General features: G+C 61.5%; 26 protein-coding genes and 1 riboswitch. Of the genes, 5 read left to right on the forward strand and 21 right to left on the reverse strand.

Going from position 1 to position 24,671, the window contains the following annotated elements; genetic code table 11:
• Nucleotides 1–178: 178 nt before the first annotated feature.
• A complete protein-coding gene (gene rmuC, locus D8U60_RS08455; protein WP_163012219.1) occupies nt 179–1,543 on the reverse strand; it encodes a DNA recombination protein RmuC in 1,365 nt (454 codons plus the stop codon).
• A gap of 175 nt (nt 1,544–1,718) precedes the next feature.
• A complete protein-coding gene (locus D8U60_RS08460) occupies nt 1,719–2,042 on the reverse strand; it encodes a hypothetical protein (RefSeq protein ID WP_024012181.1) in 324 nt (107 codons plus the stop codon).
• A 911-nt stretch (nt 2,043–2,953) separates the two neighbouring features.
• Between D8U60_RS08460 and D8U60_RS08470 the strand changes: the two genes are divergently transcribed.
• From D8U60_RS08470 to D8U60_RS08480, 3 genes are all read left to right on the forward strand, one after another.
• Nucleotides 2,954–3,178, forward strand: coding sequence for a hypothetical protein (locus D8U60_RS08470; RefSeq protein ID WP_016773719.1), 225 nt, complete (start codon nt 2,954–2,956; stop codon nt 3,176–3,178).
• 271 nt (nt 3,179–3,449) lie between these two features.
• A complete protein-coding gene (locus D8U60_RS08475) occupies nt 3,450–3,932 on the forward strand; it encodes a hypothetical protein (protein ID WP_024012180.1) in 483 nt (160 codons plus the stop codon).
• Between the two features lie 146 nt (nt 3,933–4,078).
• Nucleotides 4,079–5,350, forward strand: a complete 1,272-nt coding sequence (locus tag D8U60_RS08480; RefSeq protein ID WP_016773717.1) for an outer membrane protein transport protein — start codon at nt 4,079–4,081, stop codon at nt 5,348–5,350.
• Nucleotides 5,351–5,552: 202 nt separating this feature from the next.
• Here the strand turns inward: D8U60_RS08480 and D8U60_RS08485 are convergent, their stop codons facing one another.
• The 14 genes from D8U60_RS08485 to cobO all read right to left on the reverse strand — a co-directional run bounded on the left by D8U60_RS08485 (nt 5,553) and on the right by cobO (nt 17,049).
• Nucleotides 5,553–6,113 (reverse strand): hypothetical protein, encoded by a 561-nt coding sequence (locus D8U60_RS08485; RefSeq protein ID WP_071171497.1) that lies wholly within the window; start codon nt 6,111–6,113, stop codon nt 5,553–5,555.
• Nucleotides 6,114–6,167: 54 nt separating this feature from the next.
• The gene (locus D8U60_RS27985) at nt 6,168–6,290 is read right to left on the reverse strand and encodes a hypothetical protein (RefSeq protein WP_277751555.1); all 123 of its coding nucleotides are present in this window, start codon (nt 6,288–6,290) and stop codon (nt 6,168–6,170) included.
• Nucleotides 6,287–7,495 carry an MFS transporter gene (locus D8U60_RS08490; RefSeq protein ID WP_056783951.1) on the reverse strand — a complete coding sequence of 403 codons (1,209 nt, stop codon included), beginning with the start codon at nt 7,493–7,495 and terminating at the stop codon, nt 6,287–6,289. The genes D8U60_RS27985 and D8U60_RS08490 overlap by 4 nt, the downstream gene beginning before the upstream one ends.
• 52 nt (nt 7,496–7,547) lie before the next feature.
• Nucleotides 7,548–7,952 carry a MarR family transcriptional regulator gene (locus D8U60_RS08495; RefSeq protein ID WP_130899914.1) on the reverse strand — a complete coding sequence of 135 codons (405 nt, stop codon included), beginning with the start codon at nt 7,950–7,952 and terminating at the stop codon, nt 7,548–7,550.
• 175 nt (nt 7,953–8,127) lie between these two features.
• Entirely contained in the window at nt 8,128–8,850 is a 723-nt protein-coding gene (locus D8U60_RS08500) for an adenosylcobinamide-GDP ribazoletransferase (protein ID WP_130899915.1), read from the reverse strand.
• Nucleotide 8,851: 1 nt separating this feature from the next.
• Nucleotides 8,852–9,427, reverse strand: coding sequence for an alpha-ribazole phosphatase family protein (gene cobC / locus D8U60_RS08505; protein ID WP_130899916.1), 576 nt, complete (start codon nt 9,425–9,427; stop codon nt 8,852–8,854).
• The gene (cobT, locus tag D8U60_RS08510) at nt 9,424–10,479 is read right to left on the reverse strand and encodes a nicotinate-nucleotide--dimethylbenzimidazole phosphoribosyltransferase (protein ID WP_130899917.1); all 1,056 of its coding nucleotides are present in this window, start codon (nt 10,477–10,479) and stop codon (nt 9,424–9,426) included. The genes cobC and cobT overlap by 4 nt, the downstream gene beginning before the upstream one ends.
• Nucleotides 10,476–10,997, reverse strand: a complete 522-nt coding sequence (gene cobU, locus D8U60_RS08515) for a bifunctional adenosylcobinamide kinase/adenosylcobinamide-phosphate guanylyltransferase (RefSeq protein ID WP_039763697.1) — start codon at nt 10,995–10,997, stop codon at nt 10,476–10,478. The genes cobT and cobU overlap by 4 nt, the downstream gene beginning before the upstream one ends.
• A gap of 58 nt (nt 10,998–11,055) precedes the next feature.
• Complete coding sequence (locus D8U60_RS08520; protein WP_130899918.1) at nt 11,056–12,507, reverse strand: cobyric acid synthase; 1,452 nt, start codon at nt 12,505–12,507, stop codon at nt 11,056–11,058.
• Entirely contained in the window at nt 12,504–13,496 is a 993-nt protein-coding gene (gene cobD, locus D8U60_RS08525) for a threonine-phosphate decarboxylase CobD (protein WP_130899919.1), read from the reverse strand. Before cobD ends, D8U60_RS08520 begins: the two co-directional genes overlap by 4 nt.
• Nucleotides 13,489–14,397, reverse strand: a complete 909-nt coding sequence (cbiB, locus tag D8U60_RS08530) for an adenosylcobinamide-phosphate synthase CbiB (RefSeq protein WP_016773707.1) — start codon at nt 14,395–14,397, stop codon at nt 13,489–13,491. The genes cobD and cbiB overlap by 8 nt, the downstream gene beginning before the upstream one ends.
• Entirely contained in the window at nt 14,394–15,044 is a 651-nt protein-coding gene (gene bluB, locus D8U60_RS08535) for a 5,6-dimethylbenzimidazole synthase (protein ID WP_125926989.1), read from the reverse strand. The genes cbiB and bluB overlap by 4 nt, the downstream gene beginning before the upstream one ends.
• Complete coding sequence (locus tag D8U60_RS08540; protein WP_130899920.1) at nt 15,041–16,441, reverse strand: cobyrinate a,c-diamide synthase; 1,401 nt, start codon at nt 16,439–16,441, stop codon at nt 15,041–15,043. The genes bluB and D8U60_RS08540 overlap by 4 nt, the downstream gene beginning before the upstream one ends.
• On the reverse strand, nt 16,438–17,049 hold the full coding sequence (gene cobO / locus D8U60_RS08545) for a cob(I)yrinic acid a,c-diamide adenosyltransferase (protein WP_016773703.1): 612 nt from the start codon (nt 17,047–17,049) through the stop codon (nt 16,438–16,440). The genes D8U60_RS08540 and cobO overlap by 4 nt, the downstream gene beginning before the upstream one ends.
• 82 nt (nt 17,050–17,131) lie before the next feature.
• Nucleotides 17,132–17,362, reverse strand: a riboswitch (cobalamin riboswitch).
• 162 nt (nt 17,363–17,524) lie between these two features.
• Here cobO and D8U60_RS08550 point away from each other — a divergent pair.
• Together D8U60_RS08550 and D8U60_RS08555 are read left to right on the forward strand one after the other, a co-directional pair.
• Nucleotides 17,525–18,109, forward strand: a complete 585-nt coding sequence (locus tag D8U60_RS08550) for a hypothetical protein (RefSeq protein WP_122880931.1) — start codon at nt 17,525–17,527, stop codon at nt 18,107–18,109.
• A gap of 66 nt (nt 18,110–18,175) precedes the next feature.
• On the forward strand, nt 18,176–19,489 hold the full coding sequence (locus tag D8U60_RS08555) for a sorbosone dehydrogenase family protein (protein ID WP_130899921.1): 1,314 nt from the start codon (nt 18,176–18,178) through the stop codon (nt 19,487–19,489).
• A gap of 133 nt (nt 19,490–19,622) precedes the next feature.
• On the opposite strand, the gene D8U60_RS08560 is transcribed toward D8U60_RS08555, so the two are convergent.
• The 5 genes from D8U60_RS08560 to D8U60_RS08580 form a co-directional block, all read right to left on the reverse strand.
• Nucleotides 19,623–20,159, reverse strand: a complete 537-nt coding sequence (locus D8U60_RS08560; RefSeq protein ID WP_041479547.1) for a C40 family peptidase — start codon at nt 20,157–20,159, stop codon at nt 19,623–19,625.
• A gap of 215 nt (nt 20,160–20,374) precedes the next feature.
• A complete protein-coding gene (locus tag D8U60_RS08565) occupies nt 20,375–20,992 on the reverse strand; it encodes an NlpC/P60 family protein (RefSeq protein WP_016773699.1) in 618 nt (205 codons plus the stop codon).
• 191 nt (nt 20,993–21,183) lie between these two features.
• A complete protein-coding gene (gene hda / locus D8U60_RS08570; RefSeq protein ID WP_007919828.1) occupies nt 21,184–21,888 on the reverse strand; it encodes a DnaA regulatory inactivator Hda in 705 nt (234 codons plus the stop codon).
• 206 nt (nt 21,889–22,094) lie between these two features.
• Nucleotides 22,095–23,168, reverse strand: coding sequence for an AI-2E family transporter (locus D8U60_RS08575; protein ID WP_095180755.1), 1,074 nt, complete (start codon nt 23,166–23,168; stop codon nt 22,095–22,097).
• A 34-nt stretch (nt 23,169–23,202) separates the two neighbouring features.
• Entirely contained in the window at nt 23,203–24,261 is a 1,059-nt protein-coding gene (locus tag D8U60_RS08580) for a DUF2066 domain-containing protein (RefSeq protein ID WP_122880929.1), read from the reverse strand.
• Between the last annotated feature and the right edge of the window lie 410 nt (nt 24,262–24,671).

Consider the following 24,671-nt stretch of genomic DNA (forward strand, 5'->3'; position numbering starts at 1 on the left):
CGCAGCGAAGGAACCCGAGCCTGCGAGGGCCGAACGTAGGAGCAAGCCTTTTGGGTTACCTTTTTGCTGGGCCGGCACTCCGGCGTTTGAAAAAGGTGACTCGCCGTAAGGGCGAAACCGCCAGCCGCCATCACCGCAGCAACGGATATGCCCCCAAAATCAGCCCAAAAAACGACGCCTACTCAGGCAACTCAACCAACCCATCAACATCCGTCATCGCCCGCTCGAGCAAATCCGCCGGCAAGCTCTTGCTCGCCCGCGCACCGAGTAACTTCAACTGCTCACTGCGGCTGACCAGATTACCGCGCCCCTCTGTCAGCTTGTTGCGCGCTGAGCTGTAAGCCTTGTCCAGTTGCTGCAGACGATTGCCCACTTCGTCCAGATCCTGAATAAACAACACGAACTTGTCGTACAGCCAACCCGCGCGCTCGGCGATTTCCCGGGCATTCTGGCTCTGCCGTTCCTGCTTCCACAAACTGTCGATCACCCGCAACGTGGCCAGCAGCGTAGTCGGACTGACGATCACGATATTGCGGTCGAAAGCGTCCTGGAACAGCGACGGCTCAGCCTGCAATGCCGCAGAAAATGCCGCTTCGATCGGTACGAACAGCAAAACGAAATCGAGGCTGTGCAAGCCTTCCAGACGCTTGTAATCCTTGCCGGCCAGACCTTTGACATGATTGCGCAGCGACAACACGTGCTGCTTGATCGCGATCTGCCCCAACGTGTCGTCATCAGCCGCAACATATTGTTGATACGCGGTGAGGCTGACTTTCGAGTCGACCACGACTTGCTTGTCGCCGGGCAGATAAATGATCACATCGGGCTGGAAGCGCTCGCCGTCCGGGCCTTTGAGATTGACCTGAGTCTGATACTCGCGGCCCTTCTCCAGACCCGCGTGCTCAAGAACGCGCTCGAGGATCAATTCGCCCCAATTGCCTTGGGTTTTCTGGCCCTTGAGCGCGCGAGTCAGATTGGTCGCTTCGTCGCTCAGGCGCAGGTTCAACGCCTGCAAACGCTCCAGCTCCTTGGCCAGCGAGAAGCGCTCGCGGGCTTCGGCCTGATAGCTTTCTTCAACGCGTTTTTCAAAGGACTGGATGCGCTCTTTCAACGGATCAAGCAACTGCCCGAGCCGCTGCTGGCTGGTTTCGGCAAAGCGCTGCTCACGCTCATCGAAGATCTTGCCGGCCAGCTCGGCGAATTGCGCGCGCAGTTCATCGCGTGAGCCTTGCAGGTCGTTGAGACGTTGTTGATGGCTTTCCTGTTGCTCTCGCAGTTCGGCGCTCAGCGAGGCAGCGTGGGCGTCGAGGCGGCGTAACTCGGCGTCCTTGTTGGCGCGTTCGAGGTTCCAGGCGTGGGAGGCGTCGCGGGCGTCGTCGCGCTCGATCTGCAGCAATTCGACTTCGCGGCGCAGGGCGGCGAGGTCTGCCTGTTTGGCGGCGTTGGCCTGGCCGAGATCGGCGATTTCATCACGGCTCGCTTCAAGCTGCGCGGTGAGGCCGTCCTGGGCCAGTTGCGCCATGGCCAGGCGCTCTTCGAGCAAGGCCAGATCGGCCTGGGCATTGCTGGCCCGGCGTTGCAGTTGCCAGGCCAGCGCCAGCAGCGGCAACCCTGCCGCCGCAAGACCGAGCAATACGCTGGTCAAGTCCATAGCCATAGCGACTCCTGCCAATCGGATAAAGCCTGAAGGTTAACCAAGGTGTCAGGGCTTGGACAGCTCAGTCTTCGATCAGACCGAGTTCCTGCTGCGCGCGACGGTCACCGGCACGGGCGGCCTGACGCAGCAGCTCCTGACCGATACGCCGGTCACGGGCATTGCCGCACTCCCGGCAAATCAATTGGCCGAGGCGGCTTTGTGCGGCGACCACGCCTTCTCGGGCCGGTTGCTTGAGCAGACGGCCGGCCAGGTGCTTGGCGCTGGGACTGTCGCTCAGGCGCGGCGCATCGAGCAGCCATTCGGCAACACGCACGGAAAAACGCTTGGGAGCGGTAACAGAGGTCGGATTGGAGGTAACAGAGTCTGATACTGAGCGAAACTTCATAAAGCACTGCGGGACAGATCGGAAGGCGCGCCACTTTACTCTCTTTTTCTTACAGGTAAAGTCGAAAAAAACCCGGCACGCCCGTGCTAGAGCAAGCGCTAGGGACAATCCACAGAAGCTGTGGATAAGTCAGTGGACAACCGCTCTACGATCCCCGCAAAGCCTTATGGAATGGGGCTCGCAGTCAAACTGACGATTTTTTCACCAACAAAAAAAGACGATATTTTTCATTGACTTAAACTTTTGATACAGGCAGCGACTGGAGTCAGGATCGATGTGACAGTTGCGTTACGCTCTGCGCAACTAATGTGCACAAGTACCTGTGAGCCGGTTATATGCGTGCGCTTTTTCGGGTCATTTTGCGCAGCTGCGAGCGACCCAAAGGCTCTGCGAAAAGCCAGCACGCCGACGGACGGTGCGACACGACCTCTCCCTGTGATCCTTTTTTGGGTCATGGGGTTTGCTTCGCCCGAACGGATCCGTTATTATCCGCGGCGTTAGTACCAAGCTGAAAGTCAATTCCGGTCGAACATCTCCCCACGGTCAACTTCCAACAGGAAGACACTGCCGAAAAAAGCGGGAACGACCCCTCGATGGTTTCCAGGTAAATCTTGCGACGACGCTGCCTTTGAACGAAAACAAAGGGCGTTGCGAAGAACACTTACTCTGACCGAACCAACCTGCAAATTGATCAGGATCTTCACCCCGGGCCCAGAACCTTTGCCCTCGCTGTGATGCCTGTCCTCCTAAGTACCTACCTGCCAGCCCAAGCGCGCACATTTATCAGCGCTTCAAACTGGCTGCTTTGTTCCAGTCGGGTTCTTCGTTCGATCAATGGTGATCAACGTTACTGGAACGTTTTAACGTTGCACGGTTCTTATCCGTGTCATTTGTAGGAACACCTAATAACTATGTCTACTCAAATCCAGACTCAGGATGCCATTCGCACCCTAACCAACGCTTTTGCTCCAATGAACTGCCTGATCATGGCCGCTCGCAAAGGCTGCTTCAGCTTCACCGTGGTCAATGAACACGGTATCGCTCGTCACAGCGAGCGTTTGTACCCCGATCAATACTCCAGCGCCGAACCGCTGCAGGCCGTGATCGAGCGTACCCGTCAGGCACTGGTTGCCTGAAAGCCGGACAGGCTGCAAAAGCAAAGCCCTGCTGAAAAGCGGGGCTTTTTATTGCCTGATATTTCACTTTTAGCGCTGCGCTTCTAAGCATGTTCCGATCTAACGCCCAGGATGCGATGGCGGAAATATTTTAAAAACAGACCTTTACACGCTGAATATGACACTACACTTCAACTCAAGCGGCTTGACCCGCTTGCGGCGAGCCTGAGTCGATCCACTGCTGCCAAGGCCCCTTCAGGACTCGCCCTCAACAACAAGAACCGAGGGTGTTATGGGTATCGCTGCCAGCGAACTGTGCCGCTATGTGATCCGTCCCACGCTGATTTATCTGGGACGCCACTGCGCAACTGCCGAATCCCTGCTGCTGGGTATCGCCGCCAGCCAGTCCGCCCTCGGATCTGCCCTGCATGACCGCCGTGGCCATGGCCTCTACCGGATTGCCGAGCATCGGCATCAGGCCCTCTGGGATGATTATCTGGCACTCGATCCGGAGCGCGCCAGCCTGGTGCGCGGCCTTGCCAGTCAGCATGCATTCCTCAGCGGTCCGCATCTGGAACTGACCGTCAACCTGCGTTACGCCACGGCCATCGCCTGGCTGCTGGTAGAAGAACAAAACCCCACCCTCCCCGCTCCGACCGACCTGCTCGGCATGGCGCGTATCTGGCGCCAGACCTTTCAACCGCAAGGCCGTTTGCGCGACTTCACCTATGCCTGGCAAACCTGTGTTTCACCGCTGAATCAGGTCGCTTGCTGACCGGGCGGTTTCACAAGTTCTCACATCAGGTCGCCATTTTGGTCGGATTGTCCTACAAAACCGCTCTAACTCAAGGCATACAGGCTATAGCGCTGGGACGAAAATGTTGGTAATTTTCGCCCCGGTGATCACCAGGAGTTCTAATAATGAAAAAAGTCATGCTCAAAACCACCCTTAGCCTCGCCGTTACCCTTGCCTCTACACAAATCTTCGCGGCAGGTTTTGCCCTCAACGAACAAAGCATCAGTGGGATGGGGACTGGTTTTGCCGGGCGATCTTCTTCTGCCGACGACGCAAGCACTGTTTACGGCAACCCGGCCGGCATGGCGCGCATCAAGCGCGAACAAGTCACCGGTGGTGTCGCCGTTGTCGATGCACACACCGATATCAGCAACGCCAGCTCCAGCCCTAACGGCGGCAGCAACAAAGGCGACATGGTGCCCTTCACCGCTGTACCTATGGGCTTCTATGTAAAACCGATCGATGACCACTGGGCATTCGGTCTCGGTGTGTACGTACCGTTCGGTCTGATCACGGATTACGAAAACGGCTTCGCCGGTCGTTACTTCGGCAGCAAGTCCGAAGTGCAAGTCATCACTTTCCAGCCAACCGTCAGCTACGCCTTCAACGACAAGGTGTCGATCGGTTTCGGCCCGACCATCAACCGCATCGACGGCTCGCTGGAATCCAACCTGTCGATCACCCAGGCACTGCCGGACGGCAAGGTCAAGATCAAGGGTGACGATACCGCGCTGGGTTACAACGTCGGCTTGCTGGTGCAGGCCACCGACACCACCCGTGTCGGCCTGACCTATCACTCCAAGGTCGACTACAAGCTCGAAGGCGACACCAAGGTCAACTACAACGCTCTGGCGCTGGTGGGCGTTGGCGCCAACCAGAAGTACGACGCTTCGCTGAAGATCACCACGCCGGAATCCGTGGACCTGTCGGTCACCCAGGCAATCAACGATCGCTGGAATGTCTACGCCGGTACCACCTGGACCCGCTGGAGCCAGCTGGACAAGATCACCGTGAAGAACTCCGGCGTGCAGCCTCTGCTGGCCGGTCAGTTCGGTTCGATCAACGAAGACCAGAACTGGCATGACTCCTGGGCCTATGCCGTGGGTACCTCGTACCAGTTGAACAAGGAATGGGTACTGCGTACCGGTCTGACCTTCGACCAGTCGCCAACCAATAACGAAGACCGCTCGCCGCGTATCCCGACTGGCGACCGCACCATCTTCAGTATCGGTGCCGGCTGGAGCCCGACGGACGACCTGACCATCGACGTCGCGTACTCGTACCTCAAAGAAGAGTCGGTCAACATCCGCAACGAAAACGCGCGTGGCCAGACTTACGATGCCAAGTATGAAAACTCGGCAAACGGCTTCGGTGTCGGCGCGACTTACCGCTTCTGATGCACCGTGGCGAGGCTAACCCCTCGCCCACGAAAAAGCCCCGCTCTCTTCGCAGAGGCGGGGCTTTTTCATGTCTGAAAATTTGTACAACCCGTAGGAGCTGACGAGTGCAACGAGGCTGCGATCTTTTGATCTTGAATTCGAGTTCAAAAGATCGCAGCCTCGTTGCACTCGTCAGCTCCTACAGGATCATCACAAGGCTTCAGGGCTTCAGCGGTTTGGAGGCAATGGCCTTTTCGATCGCGGCGATAAACTCGGGGTCATCCGGTTTGGTCAAACTGGAAAAACTCGCCACCACCTTGCCCTGCCGGTCGACCACGTACTTGTAGAAATTCCACTTCGGCGCATTGCTCTGCGCGGCCAGCACCTGGAACAGATGCGTGGCGTCGTCGCCGCGAACCTTCTGCGGCTCGGTCATGTTGAAGGTCACGCCATAGTTGGCGTAGCAGACCTTGGCGGTTTCCGCGCTGTCTTTGGACTCCTGCTTGAAGTCATTCGACGGCACGCCAAGCATCTCCAGCCCTTGCGCTTTGTAGCGCTTGTTCAGCGCCTCGAGGCCTTCGAACTGCGGGGCGAAACCGCAGAAGCTGGCGGTATTGACTACCACCAGCGGCTTGTCGGCGTACTGCTTGCACAGATCGATGGATTCCTTGGCGCGCAGCTTGGGCAGCGAGCCTTGCAGCAGCTCAGGACAATCGGCGGCCTGGGCCAGGCCAGTCAACGCCATCAGCAACGCGGGAACAGCACACCAGCGCATCAACATGTCGAATTTCCTTGGGCAGTCATCAGGCTTCGACGTTACTCGCCACGCTGCCATCTAGCAAATGCCCATGCCCAACTGCATCAGCGCCAGACCGCCGCGTTGCCAGCCCCACCACACCAGCGCCAACAGCGCTGCCGCCAGTGCGACAACAACGACCCGCGTGCATATCCGGTTCATGCTGCGCTCGCAGCGGCTTGCAGGCGGGCCACCGGACGCTCGCGCACCGGCCAGTTCAGCGCCGCCGCCAGCAGACTCAAGAGAACCGCCACTTGCCAGATCAAGTCATAACTCCCGGTACGGTCGTACACCACCCCGCCCAGCCAGCCGCCAAGGAATGAGCCGAGCTGATGGAACAGGAAGACGATGCCGCCGAGCATGGACAAATTGCGCACGCCGAACAAGGTCGCCACCGTACCGTTGGTCAACGGCACCGTCGACAGCCACAGGAAGCCCATGGCCATGCCGAACAGATACGCCGTGGTGGTCGTCACCGGCAACCACAGGAACAGCACGATCACCACTGCGCGCAACAGATACAGCGCAGTCAACAGACGCGGTTTGGACATGCGGCCACCAAGCCAGCCGGCGGTGTAAGTGCCGAAAATATTGAACAGTCCGATCAACGCCAGCACCGTAGTGCCGACACTGGCGGGCAGATGCTGATCGACCAGATACGCTGGCAAGTGCACACCGATGAACACCACCTGAAAACCGCAGACAAAAAAGCCGAACGCCAGCAGCCAGAAACCAGAGTGCGAGCAGGCCTCACGCAGCGCTTCGGAAAGAGTCTGTTCATGGCCAAGCACCGGCAGCGGTTTGTCCTTGAGCATGCTCACCAGCGGCACAATCATCGCCACCAACAGGCCTAGCACCAGCAATGCGGCCGACCAGCCGAGCCAGCCGATCAGGCCCAGCGTGCCCGGTAACATCGCAAACTGGCCGAACGAACCGGCGGCGCTGGCGATACCCATGCCCATGCTGCGTTTCTCTGGCGGCACAGCGCGACCCACAACACCAAGAATGACCGAAAACGAAGTGCCCGAAAGACCGATACCGATCAGCAGGCCGGCACTCAGTGACAGAGTCACTGCCGAATCAGACAGGCCCATGCACACCAGGCCGGCCGCGTAGAGGATCCCACCGACCAGCACCACTTTCGCCGCGCCGAAGCGGTCGGCCAGGGCGCCGGTGAATGGCTGCGCCAGGCCCCAGATCAGGTTTTGCAGGGCAATGGCGAAGGCAAACACTTCGCGGCCCCAGCCGAACTGCGCGCTCATCGGCGACAGGAACAGACCGAACCCGTGGCGCACGCCCAATGACAACGCCAGGATCAGCGCACTCCCCAGCAACACCCAACCGCACGTACGCCACATCGATGTCATTGTTATTCTCCAGTCGCGGGTATATACCCGCTTGAGCGCGAAAAAACCGGCGTCAGGCCAGTTCGTCGAGCAGTTTGAGCAAGGTTTCGCGCTTCTCGGCACCGAGGCGGTCGATCAGCCGCTGTTGCGCCGCTTCCCACGCCGGCAATGCCGCTGCCAGGCGCTGCACGCCGGTTTCGGTGAGGCGCACGATACGGTTGCGCATGTCCTCGCCTTCGACCAGCGCCACCAGACCTTCGCCCTCCAGCACACGCAAATTGCGCCCCAAAGTGCTGCGATCCAGGCCCATGGCCTCTGCCAGTTCGGAAATGCTCGGTTGCTCCAGCCGCTGCAGATTGCACAGCAGAGAATACTGGGCAACGTTGATCCCGAAGCCGTCGAGAGCGCCGTCGTAATGCCTGCTGACGCCACGCGCGGCGCGACGCAGGTTAGTGCACAAACACTGAGAAGGAAGCATGATGCGTGTATATACCCGCGAGTGTGTTAAATCAAGTTACAGATGAGTTTACTCTGAACATCATTGCTGCCGGTGAGGCCGCCTTCGCGAGCAGGCTCGCTCCCAGAGGGGATTGCATTTCGAAGGTGGGAGCGAGCCTGCTCGCGAAGGGGCCGGCATCATCAACGCAAATCCTTCAGACCAGAGCGAGGCCGACCAACACCCCCATCTCCAGCAATTCCAGCAGCGCCCCCGCCGTGTCCCCGGTAGTCCCGCCCAACCGCCGCATCATCAAACGCCGCAGCCAGACAAACCCGACCAGCGAAATCAGCACCGCGCCAATACCCGCGATGAACACGCAGCCCAGCGCACTCAACCCCAGCACCCACCACCCCGCTCTACGCGGCAGATGATCGGCCAGTGCCTGACCCAAGCCACCCGCACGCACATACGGCGTAGTCAGAAACAACCCCAACAGCGCCGCTCGCCCGAGCACCGGGACGATGATCAGCGCCAAGGTATGCCCTTGCTCGATCAGCGCCAGCAGCGCGGCGAATTTCAGCAACAACACCAGCACCAGCGTGACCACCGCGATCGGCCCGCTGCGCGGATCTTTCATGATCGTCAGCGTACGTTCACGATCACCAAAACCGCCGAGCCAGGCATCGGCGCTGTCGGCCAGGCCATCGAGGTGCAGCGCGCCGCTGAGCAATACCCACACGGTCAGCAACAGCGCCGCATGCAGTAACATCGGCGCGCCGGCCAACAACAGATTCAACGCGAAGAGGATCAGCCCGAACAGCAATCCCACCAGCGGATAAAACAGCAGCGAACGGCCGAGCTGTTGCGGCTCGGGCATGCCCGGGAGGCGAATCGGCAGGCTGCTGAGAAACTGCAAGGCGATCCACAGCGGCAACATCTCAGTGACCTTCCTTGAGCGCGCCGTCCGCAGCGACCGTTAGCGCAAACAGCGCGCCGTGGCCGACCTCGACATTGAGCAACTGTTCACGTGGCAGCTCTCGTGCCTGCGCCAGCAACAAACGCATCACGCCGCCGTGGCTGACCAGCAGAATCCGTTCGCCGGCGTAAGCCGCGTGCAATCGCGCGACCGCCGCCAACACCCGCGCGGAAAACGCGCTGACCGGCTCCCCCTGCGGTGGCGTGAAGCCATAGGGATCAGCCCAGAACAGCCCCAGCGCTTCGGCATCCGTTTCCATCAACGCCGCCGCGCTCTGCCCTTCCCACGCGCCGAAATGCAGTTCCTGCAGATCCTTGTCCAGATGCACGGACAGGTTCAGTTGCTCGCCGAGTTCAGCAGCGAAGCGCGCGCAGCGCTGCAATGGCGAACTGACGATACGATCCCACGGCCCGCCGTCGACCACCGCTGCACGCATCTGCGTCCAGCCGTTTTCAGTCAGCGCATCGTCGAGGCTGCCGCGCAAGCCGCCGCCGAGCTCCGTTTCGCCGTGGCGCAGCAGATCCAGGCGCAGGCTCATGCCGGGCGATCCGCCACGGCTGCTTCGGCGAACGTCGCCATTTGCCCGTGCAGGTCACAGGCCAGGCGCAACAACGGCACTGCCAACGCCGCGCCACTACCCTCGCCCAAGCGCAGGCCGAGCTCCAGCAGCGGCTCGGCGCTCAAGGTTTCCAGCACATGACGATGGCCCGGCTCGGCACCGCGATGGCCGAACAACAGCCACTCGCGACACGCCGTATTCAAGCGCACCGCGACCAGTGCCGCGACCGTGCAGATGAAGCCGTCGACCAGCACCGCAATGCCTTCCTGCGCGCACGCCAGATAGGCACCAACCAACGCGGCAATCTCGAAGCCGCCGAGATTGAACAGTGTCTGCAAGGCATCGCCACGCTGTGCGGCATGCAGCGCCAGAGCGCGTTCGATGACTTGCGCCTTGTGGCTGACGCCAGCGGCATTCAGCCCGGTGCCGGGACCGGTCAGGTGCGCCACCGGGCAATCGAGCAAGGCACAGGCCAGCGCACTGGCCGCCGTGGTATTGCCGATGCCCATCTCGCCGCCGATGAACAACTGGGTGCCGGCGGCTTTCGCGCGCAAGACGCTGTCGCGACCCGCCTGCAAGGCCGATTCGCCCTGCGCCCGAGTCATCGCTGCGCTCTGAGCGAAGTTCGCCGTTCCCGCGCCAATGTTCAGATGGCGCACGCCGGGCAGATTCAGCGCCGGGTTCACCGTGCCCAGATCGAGCACTTCCAGTTGCGCACCGAGCTGACGCGCCAGCACGCTGATCGCCGCGCCGCCGCTGACAAAGTTGAGCAGCATCTGCCCGGTAACTTCCTGCGGATAAGCCGATACGCCTTCGGCTACCACGCCATGGTCGCCAGCGAAAATCGCGATCCAGACTTGCTCCAGCGTTGGCTTGAGCTGACCTTGCAGACCGGCCAGTTGCACGGCCACCGATTCAAGGCGCCCCAACGAACCGGCCGGTTTGGTCAGTTGCTGCTGGCGCTCGGTCGCTTGCGCGATGATGTCCGGGTTCACGGTTTTGCACGGGTTCAGCCACCAGGTCGGGCTCATAACGCAGGTCCTTTCAAAGTCAGGGGCAGGCCGGCGACGGTCAGGACAACTCGCTGACAGCGCTCGGCCAGAGCTTGATGCAGCCAACCGGCTTCATCGACATAGCGGCGGGTCAATTCGCCCAGCGGCACGACACCCATTCCGGTCTCGTTGCTGACAAAAATGATTTCGCCCGGCAACGACGCCAGGCAATCGAGCAAGGCTTCACGCTCGGCGGCGAGACGTTCGGCGTCGTCGAGCATCAGCAGATTGGTCAGCCACAGCGTCAGGCAATCGACCAGCAGGCAGCGCTCGGCGCCAGCGGATTCGCGCAGCACGCGGGCCAGTTCCAGCGGCTCTTCGATCAACGCCCATTCAGCCGGGCGGCGTGCGCGGTGATGGGCGACGCGTTGATTCATTTCGCCGTCCAGCGGTTGGCTGGTGGCGATGTAGGTGACCGCCAGATGGCTGTCGCTAGCGAGTTTTTCCGCCAGACGACTCTTGCCGGAGCGGGCGCCGCCGAGGATCAATTGGAGCATGAGGACATCCTGAAAATTATGTATTGAGGCGACCGGCGCTATCGCGAGCCCGGACAACTCAAATCCCGCAGAGCTGACGCAACAGCCCGGTGTCGAGATGCTTCTCCACCAGATCCGCCAACCGCTCGATATCACGCTCGCGCAAGCCGTGGTAATCAACCTCTTGCACATCACTCAAGCCCGCCCAGCGCAACAACGCCGCGCCCGCCTCGGGGGATTCGAACAAGCCGTGCAGATAGGTGCCAAACACCTGACCATCGGCACTTTGCGCACCATCGCAACGACCGTCGTCCAAATGCACCGCCGGATTCTCCAGCGCCGGCCCGCTGGTTACGCCAGCATGTATTTCGTAACCGCTGACTGCGGCGCTTTCCAACGCCAGCCGCCCGCGCACGTTGCGCAATTGCTTGTCGGCTTCGAGCTGCGTTTCGAACGCCAGCAGCCCCAGACCGGCGCTGGAGCCGGCAGCGCCTTCCAGCCCAAGCGGATCGTGCACCTGTTCACCGAGCATCTGCAGACCGCCGCAAATCCCCAGCAACTTGCCGCCGTAGCGCAGATGCCGATTGATCACCGCGTCCCAACCATTGGCGCGCAGATAAGACAGATCACTGCGCACGCTTTTCGAGCCCGGCAGGATAATCAGGTCGGCGGCAGGAATCGCCTGGCCCGGGCCAACAAATTGCAGATCCACCTGCGGATGCAGACGCAGCGGGTCGAAGTCGGTGTGATTGCTGATGCGCGGCAGCACCGGCACCACTACTTTCAAGACCTGTTCGGCCTTGTCGATCTGGCGTTGGTCGATGCCGTCCTCGGCCTCAAGGTGCAGGTCCATCACGTAGGGCAAGACGCCGACCACCGGTTTGCCAGTGCGCTGCTCCAGCCAGTCGAGGCCCGGTTGCAACAAGGCGATATCGCCGCGAAAGCGGTTGATGATGAAGCCTTTGACCCGCGCCTGTTCGCTCGGCGAGAGCAATTCCAGCGTGCCGACCAAATGCGCAAACACGCCGCCGCGATTGATGTCGGCGATCAGCAAAACCGGGCAATCCACCGCCTCGGCAAAGCCCATGTTGGCAATGTCACCGGCGCGCAGATTGATCTCCGCCGGCGAACCGGCGCCTTCGACCATTACCAGCGGATACGCAGCGCTGAGTCGCTCGTGCGAGGCGAGCACCGCTTGCATCGCGATGGCCTTGTAATCGTGATAGGCGACGGCGTTCATCGTCGTCACCGCGCGGCCATGAATGATCACCTGCGCGCCGGTGTCGCTGTTGGGCTTGAGCAATACCGGATTCATATCGGTGTGCGGTTCAAGACCGGCCGCTTGCGCCTGCACTGCCTGCGCGCGGCCGATCTCGCCGCCGTCAGCGGTGACTGCGCTGTTGAGCGCCATGTTCTGCGGCTTGAACGGCACCACCGCCACGCCCTGGCGGGTGGCCCAGCGGCACAACGCCGTCACCAGAGTGCTTTTGCCAGCATCGGACGTGGTGCCTTGCACCATCAGAGTGGTCATGGATGGTCCTTGGTGAAAGCTTGCAAAGCCTTTTCGAGACGCAGCTCTTGCGCGGCATCCGCTGGCAGGCCGAAACGCACGCTGCTGTTGTGGCTGAACAGGCGCAGGAGGATGCCGCGCCGGGCGAGGAATTCGTGCAGCGCTTCGGCGTGCTCGGTGATCAGCCACTGAAACAGCGCGCAGCCACCCTGCGGTGCAAAACCGCAACGGGTCAGCAGCGCCGCCAGCCGTTCGCTCGCTTCATCGCTGCGAATCCGCTGACGGGTGTGACCCTCGGTGTCTTGCAGGCACGCCGTACCGAGCACCCGCGTCGGCCCGCTCACCGCCCACGGCCCGACCTGTTCGGCGAGCAGTTTGAGCAACTTGCGCTCAGCAAGCACAAAGCCGAGGCGCACCCCGGCCAGACCGAAAAACTTGCCGAACGAACGCAACACCACCAGCCCGACCTGATGCGCATAGGGCGCCAGGCTCAGTTGCGGCGTGTTGTCCATGAACGCTTCGTCGACCACCAGCCAGCCGCCGCGTTGCGCCAGCCGCGCATGCCAGTCGAGCAGGCGCGCCGGGGTCAGGCTGAGGCCGGTCGGATTGTTCGGATTGACCACCACCAGCACATCAAGACTGTCGAGAAAGAATTCGACTTCCTGCTCGAGCACTTCACGGACGATGTAACCGCTGCGCCGCCACGCTTCGGCATGCTCGGCATAGCACGGCGACAACACGCCGACCTTGCCGGCCCGGCGCAGACGCGGCAGCAGCTGGATGGCCATTTGCGAGCCGGCGACCGGTAGCACCTGCGCGGCGCCGTAATAATCGCAGGCGGCCTGTTCCAGACCGTCGTCGGTTTCCGGCAAGCGCGCCCAGGCGCGCAGCGGGATCTCCGGGATCGGGAACGGCCATGGCGCAAGGCCGCTGGACAGGTCGAGCCAGTCGGCCTCGGCAATCCCGTAATCGAGTGCAGCCTTGCGCAACCGGCCACCGTGCTCAAGCATAAAATTCCGCCCCCAGGCAAAGCATCAGCAGCCATAACCATACGCCGCGCTGGACCAATTGCCAGCCACGGTCAATGGAATCGGCATCCGCCGGCGCACCTTCGCCCAATTGTGGGCGCTCATGCAGTTCGCCGTGATAGATCGCCGGGCCACCCAACTCGACACCCAGCGCACCGGCACCGGCCGCCATCACCGGGCCGGCGTTGGGGCTGTCCCACTGCGGCGCCTGGGTGCGCCAGCATTTGAGCGCGAGGCGGGTTTTGCCCAGTAGCGCGTAGGTCAATGCCACCAGACGCGCAGGAATGTAGTTCAACACGTCGTCGATTTTCGCCGCCGCCCAGCCGAAACGTTCGAAGCGTTCGTTGCGATAACCCCACATCGCATCGAGGGTATTGCTCAGGCGATACAGGACCACGCCCGGCGCGCCGGCGACGACAAACCAGAACAGCGCAGCGAACACCGCATCGCTGCCGTTCTCCAGCACCGACTCAGTCGCGGCGCGGGCAACCGCAGTGCCGTCGAGTTCATCGGTCTGGCGGCTGACCAGATAACCGACACGCTTGCGCGCCTCGTCCAGATCATCGGCGCGCAACGCCGCCGCAACCGGTGCGACATGTTCGCCGAGGCTGCGCATGCCGAGTGCGCAATACAACGCGAGAATCTCGACAATCCAGCCGACATAGGGCGCCCAGGAAAATGCTGTGGCGAGCAAGGTCAGCGGCAGTACCGCGATAACCCACGCGGTCACGCCATGGCTGCGCCAGCCACGACCGCCGGCGTTGAAGCGCTGCTCAATGCGCCCGGCAAAATTGCCGAACGCCACCAGCGGATGCCAGCGTTTCGGTTCACCGAGCAGCGCATCCAGCGCTACCGCGGCGACACTCAGCAACGCCACACTCATTGACTCACTCCCCAATAATTTTCGTACAGCAGCTCGTTCAGCGGCCGCGCCTGCGCCCAGCCTTCAAGTACCAGCATCGGCGCCGGATAGAATTCCCTGACCGGGCCCAGACACAACACCGCCAGCGGCTTGGCACCGACCGGCAACTTGAGCAAATCCGCCAAGGCTTGCGGTTCGAACAGCGAGACCCAGCCCATGCCCAGGCCTTCAGCGCGGGAGGCCAGCCACAGATTCTGGATCGCGCAGGACAACGAGGCCATGTCCATTTCCGGCAACGTGCGCCGACCGAAAATGTGTTTTTCGCGATCGTCCATCAGCGCCGCGACCAGCACCTCAGCGCAGTCGTTGATGCCTTCGACCTTGAGCTGCATGAACTCATCGCTGCGCTCGCCAAGGGCTTCGGCGGTGCGGATGCGCTCTTCTTCCACCAGATCGCGGATCTGCCCGCGCAGAGCACGATCGCTGATGCGGATGAAGCGCCAAGGCTGCATCAGGCCGACGCTCGGCGCTTGATGAGCGGCCTCGAGCAGACGACGCAGCAACTGCGGCTCGACGCTGCCACCGGTGAAGTGGCGCATGTCGCGGCGTTCGGCGATGGCCTTGTAGACCGCTGCGCGTTCGGCTTCGGAGAAGGTGTTGTCGGTCATGGCCCCATCGCTGGCAAGCCAGCTCCCACAGGAGATCGCATTTCTTCAGGAAGCTCACCATTCACTGTGGGAGCGAGCTTGCTCGCGAAGGCGGCTTCACGGTCTGGCGCAAACAATGCCGCAATCGCAGTCGGATTCGATGGGAAATAAAAGTGCACGTACGACGCCGTCATCCGCCCCTCGCGATAAACCGCCTCAGCGCCGCGCCCGCCATTGGGACTCAGCCCACGGGCAATCGGCGTCAGCTCGGTGGTGGTCAGCGAATGGTGATACGTATGCCCCCGCAAGGAACCTTCCGGCAGCTCAACCGCCTGCAACGCCAGCGCCGCCAGACGCTTCTGCATCACCGCCTCGCCCTTGAGCAAACCGACCAGCTCAGCACGGGTGCCTTCCACGTCGGTCAGCGAATCCAGCAGATAAAGCATGCCGCCACACTCGGCGAGCAACGGCTTGCCCGCCGCGTGGTGCGCGCGGATTGCTGCAAGCATCGTGGTGTTTTGCGCCAGCGCGACGTGGTGCAGTTCCGGATAACCGCCCGGCAAATACAGGCTGTCCGCCTCGGGCAATTGCGTGTCGCGGATCGGCGAGAAAAACTGCAGCTCGGCGCCCATCGCCCGCAGCAGATCGAGACTGGCGCCATAGGTGAAGGCAAAGGCTTCATCGCGGGCGACGGCGATGCGCACACCTTTCAATAAGGGCTCGGCGGCGATGAGGTCAGGCGCGGCGAATTCAACGGCGGGGGGCAGCGCAACTTGGCAACTGCTGGCCAGCGCATCGGCAGCCGCGTCGAGACGCAGATCCAGATCATTCAATTCGCTGGCCTGGACCAGACCGAGGTGGCGGCTCGGCAATTCGATGCCGGTCTCGCGGGACAGCGCACCGTACCAGCGCAAACCTTCGGTGAGGCTGCCTTCGAGCAATTGCGCATGGCGCAAGGTGCCGACGCGGTTGGCCAGCACGCCAGCGAACGGCAAGTCCGGCTGATACTTCGCCAGGCCCAGCGCCAAGGCGCCAAAGGTCTGCGCCATGGCGGTGCCGTCGATCACGCCGAGCACCGGCACACCGAAGTGGCGCGCCAGATCAGCGCTGGATGGCGTGCCGTCGAACAGGCCCATTACGCCCTCGATCAGAATCAGGTCGGCTTCGGCGGCGGCTTCCCACAACAGCCGGCGACTTTCCTGCTCGCCGACCATCCACATGTCCAGTTGATACACCGGCGCACCGCTGGCGCGCTCGAGGATCATCGGGTCGAGAAAATCCGGACCGCATTTGAATACGCGCACCTTACGCCCCTGATTGCGATGCAAACGGGCGAGTGCAGCGGTGACGGTGGTCTTGCCCTGACCGGAGGCCGGCGCGGCGATCAACACCGCCGGGCAGTGACGTGGTTGCTTCAAAGTTCGACGCCTTTCTGCGCTTTGATCCCGGCCTGGAAGGCGTGCTTGAGCATGCCCATCTCGGTGACCGTGTCGCCCATCTCGATCATTTCCGGCTTGGCGCCGCGACCGGTGACCACCACGTGCTGCATCGGCGGACGCGCCTGCAAATCGCTGAGCACCTGATCGAGATCGAGGTAGCCGTGCTTGAGGGCGATGTTCAATTCGTCGAGCACCACCAGACCGATCGAAGGGTCGCGCAACAATTCGCGCGAGACTTCCCAAGCGGCGGTCGCCGCGGCGATGTCACGTTGGCGATCCTGGGTTTCCCAGGTGAAACCTTCGCCCATGACGTGGAAACGCACCTGCTCGGGGAAGCGGCGGAAAAACAATTCTTCGCCGGTGCTGTTGCGGCCCTTGATGAACTGCACCACGCCGCACTGCATGCCGTGGCCCATGGCACGGGCGAGCATGCCGAATGCCGAGCTGCTTTTGCCTTTGCCGTTGCCGGTCAGCACCAGCACCAGGCCACATTCGTCGGGCGAGTTGGCAATGCGTTCGTCGATCACGGCCTTCTTGCGCTGCATGCGCGCCAGATGGCGTTCGTCACGCTCGGGGGAATCAGTCATGGGGGGAGCTCTCCGTTGAGGCTGGATAACGGCGGGCAGGCACAAGAATAGACGGCAAAAAGCCTGGCATCGCCCACCGTGATGCCGCTGAGATGGATCAGGCCGGTCTCCGGGCTCATGAGCGGCGTTTCGCCGGACTGCGCGCCTTCCCGCTTCTTTCGAAGCAGTGGCTCAAGGCGCAGTTTTCACTCATTTACCGTTGCGGGGGCAGCGCCGGGATCGTCGTGGCTTCGCTTGAAGACCACCCTCACCGGCTTCCCTGTTTCACTCTGTCGACGCGGGGCCACAGAGCACCTGAAACAAGCGGCGAAGGTTAGAGGGTTGGGGGTGGAGCGTCAATTGAAGAGGCGCTTTGCGCGCGAATAACTGCCGCTGATCAAATGTGCAGCGGCAATCTTGTGCCAGACTGTGACAAGTGATATCAAAGAGCCATGCTTTTTCCGAAAAGCCCACTACAACAATAAGGATGACGACGATGCAAGGCATGATCATCAGCAACCCGCGCCTGGAATTTCTGCGCCCGGTGCTGGAACGCTGGTTTGACTGTATCGATCGCTACAACACCGTTCGCGGCGACAACGACACGCCGTACTGGCACGACGAAAAAGCCAATCTCGGCCTGCTCTCGGCAGCGGCGTGGATGGCTGAAATGGTCACGCTGAACGACACCGCCACGCGCAAACAGAACGAAGAAGGCGAACGCAATGCCCGCGCCGATCTGTTGATTGCCGGCAGCGAAGACCGCGCATTCATTCAGGCCACGCAACGCTGGCCACGGGTCAACAACCTCAACCTGACCCAGGCCCTGCTCGACATCACCGTCGATGCCAAGCGCATCAGCTACGCCAGCGATCTCAAGCTCGGCTGCCTCTTCGTCGCCCCGCAAAAAGCCCAGCACAGCGCCAGCCCCGAAGAATTGCAGGACATGGTCGACGACCTGCAAAAGGAACACACCTGCGCCGTGGCCTGGTATTTCCCCTACGCCTATCGCAAATTGCACAGCGACGCGGGCAACTACCATCCGGGCATCGCCGTGCTGTTCAAGGAAGCCCGCGGTTGAGCAGTTGAACCATCGGGCCTGCGCCCTCCTCTATGTTTAGGAATGCATTCATAGGGAAGATCAGCAATGCGCAAGGCCCAACTCGCTCTTATCATCGCCGTCGCAGGCGGGCTCGCCGCCTGCGGTGAAACCTCCAGCCTGCAAGTCTCCGACGGCACCGGTCCGTCACCGAAACTGCCCGAACCGAACAAGACGCTGATCCCGACAGTCAACATCGCCCCGGCGGTGGGCTGGCCGGAAGGTGCGAAACCGACCGCGGTGGCCGGCACCCAGGTCGCCGCGTTTGCCGAAGGCCTCGATCACCCGCGCTGGCTCTACGTGCTGCCCAACGGCGATGTGCTGGTGGCGGAAACCAATGCGCCGCCCAAGCCCGATGACAGCAAAGGCATTCGTGGCTGGGTGATGAAGAAAGTCATGGGCAAGGCCGGCGCCGGCGTGCCCAGTCCGAACCGCATCACCCTGCTGCGTGATGCCGACCACGATGGCGTCGCGGAAACCCGCACGGTGTTCCTGCAGAACCTCAACTCGCCGTTTGGCATGACGCTGGTTGGCAACGATTTGTACGTAGCCGACACCGACCGCCTGCTGCGCTTCAACTACGAGCCGGGCGCCACCGAGATCAAGACCCAACCGATCAAAGTCGTCGACTTGCCCGGCGGCACGCTGAATCACCACTGGACCAAAAACGTCATCGCCAGCAAGGACGGCAACAAGCTCTACGTCACCGTCGGCTCGAACAGTAACGTCGGCGAAAACGGTCTGGATCAGGAAGAAGGCCGCGCGGCGATCTGGGAAGTCGATCGCGCGACCGGCAATCATCGGATCTTCGCTTCGGGCATTCGCAACCCCAACGGCCTCGCCTGGGAACCTACCAGCGGCGCATTGTGGACAGCGGTCAACGAGCGTGACGAAATCGGCAGCGATCTGGTGCCGGACTACATCACCTCGGTCAAGGACGGCGGCTTCTATGGCTGGCCGTTCAGCTACTACGGCCAGCACGTCGATGTGCGGGTCAAACCGCAGAATCCGGATCTGGTGGCCAAGGCAATCGCTCCGGATTACGCGGTCGGTCCGCACACCGCTTCGCTGGGCCTGACCTTCGCCGAGGGCAACAGCCTGCCGGCGCAATTCAAGGAAGGCGCGTTCATTGGCCAGCACGGCTCGTGGAACCGCAAACCGCACAGCGGCTACAAGGTGATTTTCGTGCCGTTCACTGGCGGCAAACCGACCGGGCAACCGGTGGATGTGCTGACCGGTTTCCTCGACAAGGATGAGAACGCGCTGGGCCGCCCAGTTGGCGTGGTGATCGATCAGCAAGGTGGCTTGCTGGTGGCGGATGATGTCGGGAACAAGGTGTGGCGCGTGTCGGCCACGAAGTGATGTTGAATGTGACTTGAAACAACTGTGGGAGCGAGCCTGCTCGCGAATGCGTAGTGTCAACCTCCATTGAATTGGCTGATACACCGCTTTCGCGAGCAGGCTCGCTCCCACATTAGAATGTATGCGATTTTTACTACGGGTTATGCGCCAACTGCCCCGGCTGCAACACTCGCTTGGCGCTCAGATACGCCTTCTGCCAATAGGCCTTCGACAGGCTATCGAGCTTGACCGTGCCGCCCGTGGCCGGTGCGTGCACGAAGCGCCCCTCACCGACGTAAATCCCCGCATGACTGACCTGCGAGCCGCCATTGGTGGCGAAGAAAATCAGGTCGCCGGTCTGCAAGCCTTCCTTGCCGACATTCGGCGCCTGCATGACAATCATTTCGCGGGTCGAGCGTGGCAGCGAAATTCCCGCCGCGTCGCGGTAGACGAAACCGATCAGACCACTGCAATCGAAACCGGAATCTGGCGTGTTGCCGCCCCAGCGATACGGCGTGCCGACCAGGCCGAGGGCGCGGAACAGCACGTCTTCAGCAACGGGGGAAAAAGCCTGGGAGGGAGCGAACACGATCGGCGCGCGAACCACGGGGGCTGGCGGCGGTGTACGGCTGGCGCAGGCGCTGAGCAGCGCGGCGCAAAGGATCAAGGTGAGGCGGGCCGACATCGTCATAAGCAGAACATCCTGATCTGGCTGCGGCTTTCTCTGCCGAATGGACAGAAACAAAACCGCCTGCGTCATCACGCAGGCGGTTTGCCATCAATATAGATTCAGGATTCTAGCGGCTACGCGGCAAACTTCAAGTAAGACTTTAACTTCACCTTGTAAAGTTTAGGTCTACTCCGTTGCCGTGCCGCTTTGTCGCCGCGAACGCAGCGACACGCAGGTTACTTGCGAGCGGTGACCACGGTCGGCGCCATGGCGAGTGCACGCTTGGCTTCGATGAAAGTCTTGCTCCAGTAGCTGTCACCCAGGCTGTCGATGCGAACACCGCCGCTGCGACGACTGCTGGAGTGAATGAACTGGTTGTCACCCAGGTAGATCCCGGCGTGACTGACACGACCGCGACGACCATTGGTGGCGAAGAACAGCAGATCACCCGGCTCAAGGTTGCTGCGCGAAACCAGCGGCGCATCAACGTTGATCATCTCGCGAGTGGAGCGCGGCAGGTTCATGCCCGCCTCTTCGCGGAACAGGTAACCGATGAAACCGCTGCAATCGAAGCCGGCTTCAGAGGTACCGCCGAAACGGTAACGGGTACCGATCAGGGACATGCCGCGTTCGAGGATGCTGTCAGCCAGTACAGGAAGCTGATAAGGCTTGCTGCCGTTGAACTGGTTGAGTTCTTTTTCGGTGTCCAGCTCTTCCTGGTAAATAACGGAAGACTGGGCAGTAGCAGAATTCTTGACCTGTTGCGGCGGCTCTTGAACCGGAGAATGAGCAGCACAACCGAATAACAGGGTAACGAGTGCGAGAGGCACGAGGGGTGCGAAGCGCTTTAGCATGGGCACGACCGTGGCTGATAGTTGTAAAGAAGCCGAGACTATGCCCGCTATCGTCCTCATTTGCAAATTCAATCGAACTTTATGTGACTTCCCGGTTTCGCGTTTACATCTAAGCGCGTAACTCGTCTGGCCGGTGGATCGGGGCAGGGACGCGGGTTTTCTGGCGCCTGAAAGCTGGCAAAAGCCCACTACTACCAGCCCAGAGTTTCCTTGAGGAAGGGAATGGTCAGCTTGCGTTGCGCTTGCAGGGACGCCTGATCAAGCTGTTCGAGGAGATCGAACAGCGCGCTCATGCTCCGCGTGCCGCGAGTGAGAATGAAGTGCCCGACTTCATCGGTCAGGTGCAGACCGCGACGGGATGCGCGCAATTGCAACGCACGCAATTTGTCTTCATCGGAGAGCGGGCGCATCTGGAAGATCAGCGCCAGGGTCAGACGGGATTTCAGATCGGCCAGCTTCACAGGCAATTCGCGCGGTGAAGTGGACGCGGCGATCAGCAGGCGCCGGCCGCTGTCACGCAGACGATTGAACAGATGGAACATTGCCTCTTCCCAGTCGGCCTTGCCGGCAATCACCTGCAAGTCATCCAGGCAGACCAGTTCGTACTGCTCGAGGTTATCGAGGATTTCCACGCCGCGATCCATCAACTCGGCCAGCGGCAGATACACCGCCGGTTCGCCCATCTGCTCGAAGCGCAGGCACGCGGCCTGCAACAGATGCGTGCGCCCGACGCCGTGCTTGCCCCACAGGTAGATCAAGCTCTCCGTCCACCCGGCGTCGGCTTCGCAGAGACGCTCGACATAGCCGAGTGCAGCGGCATTGGCGCCTGGGTAGTAGTTGATGAAGGTGGCGTCGTCACGCAGACGCACACCTAGGGGCAGCTGAATCGGTTTCATGCTGACTGAACAGTTCTCAAAGGAACCGTTAGTGGCCTCTGTGTAAAGTTGGCGAAGTTTATACCCGTGAGGCTGAGCGCACAATGCGACAGACCCCAAGCAAAATCAAAGGTTTGCGTTGACGCAGCGGTTTGATGGCAGATTCTCTGGCGCCCTCGCTCGAACGAAACGGGGCAGCCCGGCCAAGCGCCGGGCCGCCCGCGCCATCACAGCTCAGGTTCGTCAACGCCGCTGTAGATCCCGGAATCCTTATACAAGTCGTGGACATGACGCACCAGCACCATGATCACCGCCGCCACTGGCAACGCCAGCAGAACGCCGGTGAAACCGAACAGCTCGCCGCCAGCGAGGATCGCGAAGATCACCGCCACCGGGTGCAAGCCGATCCGATCCCCGACCAGCAGCGGCGTCAGCACCATGCCTTCCAGTGCCTGACCGACCATGAACACTGCGACGATCCCGACCATCGGGTACAGATCGCCACCGAACTGGAACAATCCGGCGATCAGCGCCGCGCCAATGCCGATGACAAAACCCATGTACGGCACTATCGCCGCGAGCCCGGCAATCAGGCCGATCAACAGCCCCAGTTCCAGACCGACGATCATCAGGCCTGCCGCGTAGATCACCCCCAACGCAACCATCACCAGCAACTGCCCGCGCACAAACGCGCCGAGCACTTCGTGGCACTCGCCCGCCAGCGCAACCACGCGCTCTTCGCGATCACGGGGCAACAGGCTGCGGATCTTGCCCATCATCACGTCCCAGTCGCGCAGCAGGTAGAAGCTCACCACCGGAATCAGCACCAGGTTTGCCAACCAGCCGATCAGCGCCAGGCTCGACGCCGTCGCCTGACTCAGCACCACACCGACGATGTCGGTGGTCTGGCCCATGTGCTCGCTGATCGCAGCTTTGACTTTATCGAACTTCCAGAAGCCGTCCGACAGCCCCAGTTTCGCTTGCGCCCACGGCACAGCGGTGTGCTGCAACCAGTCGAGCATCTGCGGCGCCAGCTCGTACAAACGCAGCAACTGCTTGGCGAGCATCGGTACCAGCACCAGCATCAACGCCGTGACGATCAAGGTGAACAAGGCAAACACGGCGATCACGCCCCAGGTTCGCGACAGCCCGAGCCGCTCCAGACGATCCACCAACGGGTCGAACAGATAAGCCAGCAACAACGCGACCAGAAACGGCGTGAGGATCGGGTGCAGCAACCATACAAACGCGCAAAGCAGGACTACCCCACCGAGCCAGAACCAACGCCGCGTATCGGCCATTTACCACTCCTGATGCTTCTATATAAGGAAAGACTTACCAGCGAAACCGCAACGACGGTGCCGCCGCTGCCGGGGTTGGCGCTGCGACCGCAGGCGTACCATCCGCCGCTGGCTGGGCAGGCGCCACCGGAACCGGCGCTTCGGCCGGCAGTTCCTGCAACTTCGCCAGCGACAATTGCGCGCGCAATTGATCGACGCTGCCATTGACCCGGTAGACGATGCGATCACCCTGCACGCTTTGCAGACGCACGCCGAACGGTTCGAGTAACCGCAGCAGCGCCGCATAGTGCTCCAGATTCATGCCCTGCACTTCCAGGGTCTGCTGACCCGATGCGCCGGGCTTGGCGACAAATCGCGGCGCCAGACGCTCGGCCACCGCCAGCATCACCGCATCGGCGACAGCTGCCTGATCGGCGCCCTGTACGCTGCCGGCCTCTTTCTGATCACCGAGCCACAAGCGCCATTTTGCCTGCCACTGCCCGCCCTCTTCGCGCGCGTGCACCGCCAGCAAGGCGTCAGCGTTGTAGCGTTCCGAAGCACTGCGCAGAGGCGCGGGATCAGCGCTTTCCAGCGCCGGTGCGGTGGCGACCAGTTGCTCACTGAGATCAGCCAGCGGCAAGCGCAGTGGCAAACCGCGATGTTGTGCGGCCGTGCGCAACGTTGCGGCTGCGGCCTGACCGTCACCGACCAGGCTCGCACCTTCAGTTGAATCGTTCAGCCACCAGCCGAGGATCGACGGTCGACTGGCGCCCCACACCGGCAACCCGGCCCGGCGCAAGGCCTGCTCGGTGGTTGCCGGATCGAAGTCGACTTTCAGCACTTCCGGTGGCCCGGCGTCGAAACCGAACTGGCTGATGATCTGCTGCGGATCCTTGCGAATCGGCGCCAGCCCCGGGTTCTGCGCGGCTTTCGGGTCGCCGGTCAGGCGCAGCACCAGGGTATCGAGCGCCGCCTGCGTGGCGCGATCGCGCTCTTGCGGCGCCTGGCCGTTGACTGGCTGACGCACCTGATACAGACCTTTGAGGTTTTCGGCATGGCTCGCCAGGCTGACCAGCGTCAGGCAGCCTACAAATAACAATTTACAAAAACGCATGGAAAATTCCCGTCGACAGGAGCGGCTGGAACACGCCGCGTGAACCGGTTGAGCAAGGCTGTGACCCCCACCTCTTGCAAAACATTCACACGGTGGCGGTAAGTTTTTGCACAGCCCTAACGATAGACGGTTAATCGCCACACCTTATACAGGCAGTCATACCCTGCGATTGCAAAAAATTTCCGCCGATATGGCCCTGCCCGTCGGTGCGAGGATGGCCGCTGCCCCTCAAGCCTGATAAAATCGCGCGCCTTCGCAGACCGGCAACAGCCGGGCCCCTCGAAACTCGCGTGAGGCGATCGCCCATCGAGTTCGATGTTCCCGCTGAACTCGGTCGTTACCCCCTGAATCCCCTCCCCTAAAGGCCTGGATCATGAGCAAGCAACCCTCCCTGAGCTACAAGGACGCCG

Source organism: Pseudomonas sp. Sample_11, from assembly GCF_004307505.1.
Lineage (GTDB): Bacteria > Pseudomonadota > Gammaproteobacteria > Pseudomonadales > Pseudomonadaceae > Aquipseudomonas > Aquipseudomonas atacamensis.